This window comes from Streptomyces sp. NPDC029044 (assembly GCF_040637495.1).
Classification (GTDB): domain Bacteria; phylum Actinomycetota; class Actinomycetes; order Streptomycetales; family Streptomycetaceae; genus Streptomyces.
Genome location: NZ_JBEZWN010000033.1, coordinates 53,206 through 62,701, shown reverse-complemented (window position 1 = coordinate 62,701; position 9,496 = coordinate 53,206). Strand labels below are relative to the sequence as shown.

Annotated in this window: 9 protein-coding genes; 5 read left to right on the top strand and 4 right to left on the bottom strand. The window is 71.6% G+C overall.

The genetic code is table 11. From position 1 onward, the window contains the following. The first annotated feature begins 252 nt into the window (after positions 1-252). Both AB0E85_RS24505 and AB0E85_RS24500 read left to right on the top strand, forming a co-directional pair. Entirely contained in the window at positions 253-1,488 is a 1,236-nt protein-coding gene (locus AB0E85_RS24505; protein WP_361930882.1) for a DUF1343 domain-containing protein, read from the top strand. Between the two features lie 92 nt (positions 1,489-1,580). Next, positions 1,581-2,897, top strand: a complete 1,317-nt coding sequence (locus AB0E85_RS24500; protein ID WP_361930879.1) for a serine-threonine protein kinase — start codon at positions 1,581-1,583, stop codon at positions 2,895-2,897. A gap of 19 nt (positions 2,898-2,916) precedes the next feature. On the opposite strand, the gene AB0E85_RS24495 is transcribed toward AB0E85_RS24500, so the two are convergent. After that, a complete protein-coding gene (locus tag AB0E85_RS24495; protein ID WP_361930876.1) occupies positions 2,917-5,715 on the bottom strand; it encodes a penicillin acylase family protein in 2,799 nt (932 codons plus the stop codon). Positions 5,716-5,979: 264 nt separating this feature from the next. Between AB0E85_RS24495 and AB0E85_RS24490 the strand changes: the two genes are divergently transcribed. Together AB0E85_RS24490 and AB0E85_RS24485 are read left to right on the top strand one after the other, a co-directional pair. Further along, positions 5,980-6,582: a hypothetical protein gene (locus AB0E85_RS24490; RefSeq protein ID WP_361930873.1), complete on the top strand. Its 603-nt coding sequence runs from the start codon at positions 5,980-5,982 to the stop codon at positions 6,580-6,582. A gap of 76 nt (positions 6,583-6,658) precedes the next feature. Further along, positions 6,659-7,402, top strand: coding sequence for a 3-keto-5-aminohexanoate cleavage protein (locus AB0E85_RS24485; RefSeq protein ID WP_361930941.1), 744 nt, complete (start codon positions 6,659-6,661; stop codon positions 7,400-7,402). 66 nt (positions 7,403-7,468) lie between these two features. Here the strand turns inward: AB0E85_RS24485 and soxR are convergent, their stop codons facing one another. Beyond that, positions 7,469-7,936: a redox-sensitive transcriptional activator SoxR gene (gene soxR, locus AB0E85_RS24480; protein WP_361930871.1), complete on the bottom strand. Its 468-nt coding sequence runs from the start codon at positions 7,934-7,936 to the stop codon at positions 7,469-7,471. A gap of 109 nt (positions 7,937-8,045) precedes the next feature. Between soxR and AB0E85_RS24475 the strand changes: the two genes are divergently transcribed. Beyond that, a complete protein-coding gene (locus AB0E85_RS24475; protein WP_361930868.1) occupies positions 8,046-8,507 on the top strand; it encodes a MaoC family dehydratase in 462 nt (153 codons plus the stop codon). Positions 8,508-8,527: 20 nt separating this feature from the next. Here AB0E85_RS24475 and AB0E85_RS24470 read toward each other — a convergent pair whose 3' ends face one another. Then, on the bottom strand, positions 8,528-9,163 hold the full coding sequence (locus tag AB0E85_RS24470) for a TetR/AcrR family transcriptional regulator (protein ID WP_361930865.1): 636 nt from the start codon (positions 9,161-9,163) through the stop codon (positions 8,528-8,530). An 83-nt stretch (positions 9,164-9,246) separates the two neighbouring features. Then, on the bottom strand, positions 9,247-9,492 hold the full coding sequence (locus tag AB0E85_RS24465; RefSeq protein WP_062925953.1) for a YiaA/YiaB family inner membrane protein: 246 nt from the start codon (positions 9,490-9,492) through the stop codon (positions 9,247-9,249). Between the last annotated feature and the right edge of the window lie 4 nt (positions 9,493-9,496).

Below are 9,496 nucleotides of genomic sequence, written 5' to 3'. Positions count from 1 at the left end.
CAACCCGCGGAAACACAAACCGCGCCCAGCCGAAACGCCCTGAAAGGGGCGCGGGGAACTGCGCGACAAGCCACAGACCGCCCCGCAGCCTCCCCACAACCCGCGGAAACACAAACCGCGCCCAGCCGAAACGCCCTGAAAGGGGCACGGGGAACTGCGCGACAAGCCACAGACCGCCCCGCAGCCTCCCCGCAGCCCGCGGCAGCGCATACCGTGCCCATGCCGACCGTCCCCGCTCAAGGAGGTCACCGCATGCGCCCTTCCAGACGAGCCGTCATCACCACCGCCACGGCAGCAGCCGTATCGGCCACATCCACCGCGTCCGCCACCCCGCGCCGCAGGCACCTGCGCACCGGCTTCGAACGACTCGCCCAGGACGGCTACTCCCTGCTCGACGGCGAGAAGGTCGGGATCGTCACCAACCCCACCGGCATCACCCGCGACGCCCGCCACATCGTCGACGTCATGCACGCGGACACCCGGGTGGACCTGAGGGCCGTCTTCGGCCCCGAGCACGGCTTTCGCGGCACCGCCCAGGCGGGCGGCTCCGAGGGCCGCTACGACGACCCGGCGACCGGCCTGCCGGTCTACGACACGTACCTCAAGAGCGGCCGGCCGCTCGCCGACGTCTTCACCGCGTCCGGCGTCGACACGGTCGTCTTCGACATCCAGGACGTCGGCGCCCGCTTCTACACGTACATCTGGACGCTGTACGACTGCATGGAGGCAGCCCGGCTCGCCGGCAAGCGGTTCGTCGTGCTGGACCGGCCGAACCCGGTGACCGGCCGGGCGGCCCTCGGCCCGGTCCTGCACAAGGAGTTCGCCACGTTCGTCGGGCGGCAGCCCATCTCCCAGGCCCACGGGATGACCGTCGCCGAGCTGGCCCGGCTGTTCAACGGAGAGTTCCTGACCGAGCCCGTGCCGCTGGAGACCGTGCCGATGTCGGGCTGGCAGCGGTCGGACTTCTACGACGCCTCCGGCCTGCCGTGGGTGCCGCCGAGCCCCAACATGCCGACGCCGGAGACGGCCCTCGTGTACTCGGGGACGTGCCTGTTCGAGGGCACGAACCTGTCGGAGGGGCGCGGCACGACCCGGCCGTTCGAGCTGCTGGGCGCGGAGGGCGTCGACCGGCGCTGGGCGGCCGCCGCAAATGAACTCGCCCTGCCCGGGGTGCGGTTCAGGGAGGCGTACTTCGCGCCCACCTTCTCGAAGTTCCAGGGGAAGACGATCGGCGGTGTGCAGGTCCACGTACACGACCGGGCCGCCTTCGATCCCGTACGGACGGGGATCGCCCTGCTCGTCACCGCCAAGCGGGTCTGGAGCGGCTTCGCCTGGCGCCCGGACAACTGGATCGACAAACTCACCGGCTCCGCGCGCGTGCGCACGATGATCGACGCGGGGGCGGACACCGACGAGGTGGTGGCCGGGTGGCGGGAGGACCTGGCGGCGTTCCGGAGGATGCGGCGGAAGTACCTCCACTACCGCTGAGCCGAATACGCCCGTGACGTCTGGCCAAGCTCCCCCGTTGGCAGGACGATGCGCCCACATCGTGGCGTCACCCGGGGACCAGGGGGCCTGTCATGGCGGATCCGGCGATGAGCGTGGCTCCCTACTGGGAGGTGGCCTTCGACGCGGACGGCGACCCGGAGGGCCGCCGGCGCGACCGGCTGCTCGCCGGGGTGCGCGAGCGGGGCGTGCGCGACCTGATCGTCTTCGCGCACGGCTGGAACACCGACCGCTCGGGCGCGACCCGCCTCTGCGACCGCTTCTTCGCGCCCGTGCCGCGACTGGCCCCGGCGGCCCGGATCGGTTACGTCGGCGTGCTGTGGCCGGCGATGCGGTTCTCCGACGAGCCGATCCCGGACTTCCCCAGGGCCGTGGCGGCCGAGCCGCCGAGGCGCCCGGTGCTGGACAAGGACACGCGGCACGCCCTGCTGGACACCTTCCCGGGCCGGGCGATCCTGGTCGACCAGATCGCCCGGCTGCTGGAGCAGCAGCCGCCGGAGGAGGCCGAACTGGAGGAGTTCGGGCGGCTGGTGCGGACCCTGGTGGAGGTGGTGGCGCCCGGGCCGCAGGCGCTGTTCGCCGCGGACACGGTGGCGGAGGGCGTGCCGCAGAGCGAGCCGGAGATGTTCGCCGGGTCGTCGGCGGCGGCCTGCGAGGAGTTCGCGCGGGCCCTGGCGGAGCTGGAGGCGTCCGGGGCGCCGCGGGGGTTCCGGATCCCCAACCCCTGGGACGGCGCGCACGAACTGCTGCGGCAGGCGACGTACTACGCGATGAAGCGGCGCGCGGGAACCGTCGGGGAGCGGGGGCTCGGCCGGGTCGTGGGGCAGCTCGCGAAGGCGGCGCCGGGGGTGCGGGTGCACCTGGTCGGGCACAGCTTCGGCGCGCGGCTGGTGTCGTTCGCGCTGCGGGGCCTGCCCGAGGGCGTGCGCACGGTGAAGTCGGTGACGCTGCTCCAAGGCGCTTTCTCGCACTACGCGTTCGCGGCCCGGCTGCCGCACGACGCCCGGGCGGGAGGGGTGCTCCAGGGGCAGCAGAACCGCGTCGACGGGCCCCTGGTGTGCTGTCACTCCCGGCACGACGCGGCCCTGGGGACGATGTATCCGCTGGCCTCGCGGATGGCGGGCGACAGCCGGTCGGCCGCGGAGCCGGTCGTGGGGCGGGTCCTGGGCGCCAAGTGGGGCGCGATGGGGTACGACGGCGTGCAGGCCGTGCCGGGCACGCGCGCTCACACCCTCGCCCGGGCCCTGGAGGCGAGGCTGCCCGCCTCGGGGTGCGTGAACGTCGACGCGGCGGCGGTGGTCAGACGCGGCGGGCCGCCGGCCGGCGCGCACAGCGACATCCTGCACGCGGAACTGGCCCGGCTGGTCCTGGCGGCGGGCCGGGTCCGCTGACCCGCCGCCAGGCGGTGCGTCACCGGTGTGAGGTGAACTCCACGACCTGCTGGTAGGTCGGCCGGTTCTGCCAGCTGATCTTGCCGTGCTTGATGCCGCCGAGGGTGCGGTGGTTGATCGAGTCGGCGCACCACTGGTCGCCGGCAGCGCACACGTCGTCACCCGGGTAGACCTGGGCCGCCGTCTTGCCGGCCGCCGCCTTCAGGGTGCTGACGAGGGTGTCCCGGCAGGCGGCGAGACTGCCGTCGCCGCAGTACGTGCGGGCCAGCGGTCCCTTCACCTGCTCACCGAGGACCGCTCTGATGTCCTTGTCGACGTAGCTCCACCAGCCGTACTGGAAGGAGCTGCCCGCGTGCGAGCCGGTCGGGCCGTGCCCGGCCGACGGGGACTCGTCGACGGGGAGGTTGGCGGTCATGGCCGCGTACAGCCCGCTGCCGAGGCCGGGTTCGAACTCGGCCTTGACCAGCAGGGGCCACCAGGCGTCGAGGATGCGGATCGCGTCGGCGTCGGCGTACTTCTTCGAGCCGGCGGCGGTCTCCGTCCGCTTGCCACCCGCGGCGCTCCAGGCCTGGAGTTTGCTCACGGCTGCCGCGACGGCGGGGTCGGTGACGGGCGAACTGTTGACGACCTTCAGGAGCCTGGGCAGGACGTCCTCGGCCCGGAGGTCCGCCAGCCCCGCGTCGGCCATGGCCTTCACGAGGGCGGCCCGGGTGACCCCGCCCTGCTGGACGAGCTTCTTCACCCGGTCCTCCAGGAGGTTGCCGCGGTGCACGGACCCGTTGCCCCAGGGGGCGGTCGTGTAGTCCCTGGCCTGCTTGTTGTTCCAGGAGACGTAGTAGTCCTGGTCGATGGAGTTCGGGTGGGCGGAGGGCGGGGTGTAGTCGGCCGTGTTGGTCGCCGGGTCCCAGCCGCGCCACTCGTACGCCGGCCGGGCCCACGCCGGGAACTCGGCGTCGACACCGGCCGCGCGCACCGGGTTGTCGCCGCTGTTGTAGTAGGCGGTGTGCTCGGAGTCGGCGTAGAACCAGTTGAAGGTGTAGTTGATGTGCTGCACGGCCTTCTGGAAGGAGTCCGGGCCCTTGACGTAGTCCGGGTCGTTCAGCATCTGGAAGCCGATGATGGAGTCGGCCTCGTGCAGGAAGGACGAGCGCAGGGTGGTGTAGGCGACCTTCTTGCCGCCGACCGTGGCGCGGTACTCGACGGGCCCGTACTTCGTGCGCCAGACGCGCATGGTGTACGAGCCGGCCGCGGTGCCGTCGGCGGTCGTGGGCTTCCAGGCGTTCTTCTGCTCGACCTTCTCCATCGGCGTGCAGGTGCCGCGGTACAGGTAGTGGTAGTCGTCCCGGCACAGTTCGACGGCGTAGGAGTCGATGATGTCCTGGCCGGAGGTCGTGGCGCTCCAGGCGTAGTCCTGGCCGCGGCCGAGCTCGACGTACATGCTCAAGCCCGCGAAGGAGGCGCCGCGGGCGCTGATGCCCGGGCCCTGGATCTCCTGGAGGAGCAGCAGCTGGGGGGCGAAGTAGCCGGTCTGCGGGCCGAACACGGCGACGGGGTGGCCGCTCGCGGTGTGCTTGCCGCTGACGACGAGGGCGTTGGACATGCCGCGCTTGGCGGACGACGTGGCGGTCTTCGCGGCTTCGCGGGACGCGCCGGTCGCACCGGCCGTGGCGGCGCTGCCGGTGCGGTCGTACACGAGCGGCTCCGGCTTCACCGAGCCGGCGTCGGGCAGGGCCGCGCCCTGCGGGTCGGCGGGCTTGGTCGCGTACGGGAAGCTGCCGTCGTGCTGGGTGAGGACGGCCTCCGGGTCGTTGCGCATCCGGAAGGACTCCCAGACCTTGGTGCCCTCGGCGACGCCGTACTTCTCCTGGGCGGCCATGAGCGAGAGGGCGTTGTTGACCTCGCCGCCTCCGCCGGAGCCGAACAGCGCGCCGATGACGGAGGCCAGCGCCACCAGGTCGGTGATCTTGAAGTGCTCGATCGTGCCGGCGTTGGTGACTGAGTCCTTGTGGCCGGTGAGTACGTATTCACCGGGGAAGGTACGCCCCTTGTCGGAAGCGTCGATGTAGGCGTTGATGCCGTCGAGGTAGGCCTTGACGTCGGCGAGGGCCTGCTTCCCGCGCTCGCCGTTGGTGGCGACGGCGTTGTCGATCTGCGCCTGTAGATCGGCCTCGGTGTACGGGGCGTGCCGCCAGAACTGCTGTTCCAGGCCCTGGTTGGAGGGCGCACCGCCCGCGAAGGAGGTCAGCTGTCCGCGTCCGACGTGCCGGAAGACGTCCATCAGCCACAGCCGGTCCTGGGCTGCCGCGTAGCCGGCGCCGAACTCCGTGCCGTACCGGGTGGTACCGGTGATGTGCGGCACACCGGTCTTCTTGTCCCGGACGATCGTCACGTCGCTGCGCCCGGCGGGTTTGAGGCTGGAGGCGACCTGGTCGGCGGGGACCCCGAAGGAGGCGTCGTTGAAGAAGGTGTTGATCTTGTCGTTGGTGAGGCCGGGGTAGCCCTTGGCGAGGTTGGCGTAGGGGCCGAGCTGGTCCTCGGCGTGCTCGGGCTGGGTGCCGAAGGCCTGGTTGAGGAGGATCTGGGCGAGGGTGGCGTTGCCGTTCTGGCCCGGCGGGAGGATGTCCGAACACTGGTTGCCGCAGTGGTCGTTCACCGCGGCCTCGGCCTGCATGGTCGCTGTTTCCGAGGCGGCAGCCGGGGCAAGCGGCGACAAGAGACCTGAGATCAGGGCGCATACCGATGCTGTCTTCAGGAACCCGGGGATTCCGCTGGGAGTTCTCATTCTGTCGAGAACGGTGCGTGGGGCACGCCGTGGCATGGGGGGCTCCTCCCGACGGGGGTGGGCCGGATGTTACCGCCGGTATCCCCCAGCTTGAAGATGAACAAGCGTCACTTTTTGAAGTCGGCACAACAGACACACGGACCACGGCAGTCGACTCGCGAGCCTCTCGGGGCCGCTTATGGAGGGCATTTGAAATCGGATGGAGCCGATTCGCTTGTCGATACGTCTATTCGGCGACGTCCTTTCGACGACGCCGAAGTGACCGGATTACAGGTGCAGGTGTGACGGAGGTGCAGGACGATGGCCGGTTTCCGGAGTCTGGCGAGACAGGTCCGCGATCCGAGGTGCGATCTGGCCTTGCGGCGCTATTCGCTGCGTAAGTGCCTTGAGAGGTTCGCCCCTTACGGACACAGGGCGACCTGGGACCATCTGTGCTCCCGGGCGGGGTTCGGTCCCGAGGACCGCTCCCCTGATCCGGTGCGGCTCGTGGCCGCACTGGACGAGCTGGAGGAGGCGCGGGCGGTCTGGCTGGCCTACGAGGTCGAGTTCGCCGAGCGCCGCAAGAAGGAGAAGCACGACGGGCTGCGCAGGCCGGGCAGTGTGGACGACTGGCACCGGCTGACCTGGGGCGGTTTCGGTGTGGCGTGGTGCGACGATCCGGCGGTCCATCCCCGTGAACCGCTGGCCGAGGTGTTGCGCCGGCTGATCGCCGCGCTGGAGCGCGAACCGGGCTCGGCCTGCCCGGTGTGCGGCGGTGCGCAGCTCATGTGGAGGTACGACCTGGACCACGAACCCTCGTCCGGTCCGGTCTGCACGGACTGCGGAATCCTGGTGCCGCGTCCCGTGCTCACGCCCGAGTCCCTGGCGTATGCCCGGCGGGTGAGGCTGTTGGTGTCGGCTTGACGGATGCGGGTGCGCGGGGGGTGCGCCGGGGATGCCGCACCCCCGACTGTCGGTGGTGACTGGCACCATCGACGCCATGATGCAGGTGTGCCTGAACGGTTCGCGGACGGCCGCCGACGGTGTGGCCGTGCCGCTGACACCCGAGTCGATGGCCGACTCGGCCGCCCAGGCCGTGGCCGCCGGGGCGAAGGACGTCCACGTCCATCCCAAGACACCGTGCGGGCAGGACACGTTGTCGCCGCGGGTGCTCGCGGAGACGCTGCCGGCGATCCGGGCGCGAGTGCCCGTGCCCGTCGGCGTGACCACGGGGGCGTGGGCGGAGCCTGACCCCGCCGCCCGGCTGGAGCGGATACGCGCGTGGACGGTGCTGCCCGACCACGCCTCGGTCAACTGGCACGAGCCGGGGGCGGAGGAGACGGCCGCGCTGCTCATGGAGCGCGGAGTGGGTGTGGAGGCCGGCATCTGGTCCGGGACGGACGGCGCGGAGCGGTTCGCCGCCTCGCCGCTCGGGCCGCAGGTGCTGAGGGTCCTGGCGGAGGTGACGGACACGGATCCGGCGGGCTCCGTCTCCTCCGCGCGGGCGCTGCTGTCCACCCTCGGGGACGCCCACGGACGGCCCGTCCTGCTGCACGGCGAGGACGGCGGTGCCTGGCCTGTACTGCGGCTCGCCGGCCGGCTCGGCCTGGCCACACGGGTCGGCCTGGAGGACGTTCTGCTTCTGCCGGACGGGGAGCGGGCGGGGTCCAACGGGGAACTGGTCGCGGCGGGCCTGGCGGAGTACGGGGCCGGCCGGGCCGAGGGGTGCCGGCCCGGCGCATGAGCCAAGGGCTCGATGACGCCGCAGCGGCCGTCTGCCGCCCTGCGGGGACGGGGCGCCGGGCGGCGGCTACCCGCGGCCGCCCCGGTCGACCATCAGGCGCGAGCCCGTGAGGCGTTCACCGAAGACGTCGTCCGGGTTGGACAGCACGCAGTTGTCCAGGGAGAGGCAGCCGCAGCCGATGCAGTCCGCGAGGTGGTCCCGCAGACGGTTCAGCTGCTTGATGCGCTCCTCCAGTTCGCTGCGCCACACATCGGAGAGGTGCGCCCAGTCCTCCCGGGTGGGGGTGCGCTCCTCGGGGAGTTCGGAGAGTGCGTCGCGGATCGTCGCCAGGGGGATGCCGACCCGTTGCGCGGCCCGGATGAAAGCGACCCGGCGGAGCGTGTCGCGGGAGTAGCGGCGCTGGTTGCCCGCGGTCCGGCGGCTGCTGATCAGGCCCTTGGACTCGTAGAAGTGCAGGGCCGAGACGGCGGCGCCGCTGCGCGCCGCGAGCTGGCCGACCGTGAGCTCATGGATCTTCTCTGGGATCTGGGGCACCCCTCGAACCCTACCGAGTCCGTTGACACGGCCCGCCCGGCCGACCATGCTAAGCAGTCGCTTAGACATGGAGCGCGCAGACCCCCTGCACACGAGAGGCCTGGAAGACATGGCAGAGCCGAGGATCTTCACGTCCGTCGACGACCTGAAGTCGGCGGTGGGCGAACAACTGGGGTACACCGACTGGCTCGACATCGACCAGAAGCGGATCGACCTCTTCGCGGAGGCCACCGGTGACCACCAGTGGATCCACGTCGACCCGGAGAAGGCCGCCGCCGGCCCCTTCGGCACCACCATCGCGCACGGCTATCTGACCCTGTCGCTGCTGCCCCTCTTCGGGCCGCAGCTGATCGCCGTCGAAGGCGTGAAGATGGGCGTCAACTACGGCACGAACAAGGTGCGTTTCCCCGCCCCGGTCCCCGTCGGCTCCCGGCTGCGCGCCACCGCGGCGATCAGCGCCGTCGAAGAGGTGGCGGGCGGCGTCCAGGTGGCCGTCGCCTTCAGCGTCGAGCGCGAGGGCGGTGACAAGCCGGTCTGCGTCGCCGAGTCCGTGGCGCGCTACTACCTCTGAGGCCGGGGGACTTCCGGACCTCAGGCCGCCGGGCCCTGGGCCCCGACCATGCGCAGCACGAGGTCGGCGTACAGCTCGCCGACCTGCTCCGGCGTCCGGGGCCCGTCGACGTTGAACCACCGCGCCACGTCGATGCAGAGCGACAGCACGGCCAGCGTCGTGCCGTGCACGTCGACGACCTCGAACTCGCCCGAGCGCGCGCCCTCCTCGATGATCCCGCGCACCTCGCCGTCGACCTGGCGGCGCAGCGCGAGGATCTCGGCGCGGGCGTCGGGCCCGAGCGATTCGAGTTCGTACTGCACGACCCGCGCGGTGGTCCGCCCGCCCGCGTGCCAGCGGACGAAGGAGCTCACCGCGTCGGCGAGCCGCTCGGTGGCGCTGCCCTCGCGGCGGGCCGCCGTCCGCAGGATCTCCAGGGCCTTCTCGTGCCCGATCCTGCTGATGCGATGCAGCAGCTCTTCCTTGGTCTTGTAGTGGATGTAGAGCGCGGCCGGGCTCATACCGGCGCGGCCCGCGATGTCGCGGGTCGTCGTGGCGTGGTAGCCGCGCTCGGCGAAGGCCTCCACCGCGGCGATCAGCAGCCGCCGCGCCGCGTCGGGCGTGACCTCGCCCCACGCCTGCGCCTCGCCGCCGGCCGTCTCCTCCGCCGTACCCATCGCTCGCCCCTTCCCACTGTCAGGAGGAACACCATACCGCCGAAGGTGAGCGAGCGCTTAGTGCGGCTGTTCAGCGCGCGGGCTCAGCGCTTCTCGAAGGGGGCGTACGAGGGGGCCGCACCGTCCTGCCGGTCCCGGATCACCTTGGCCAGGGTGAAGGAGGACGTGACCAGGTACAGGACGGCGATCGCGAGGAAGGCCCGCACCCAGGCGTCGGCGCTCAGCTGGTAGATGCCGATCGCGGTGGCCGCCATGGCGACGGCGAAGGAGGCGACGGCCTGGCCGTAGAAGGCGGCCGTGTTCTGCTGCTTGCCCGGTGTGTCACTCATGGGG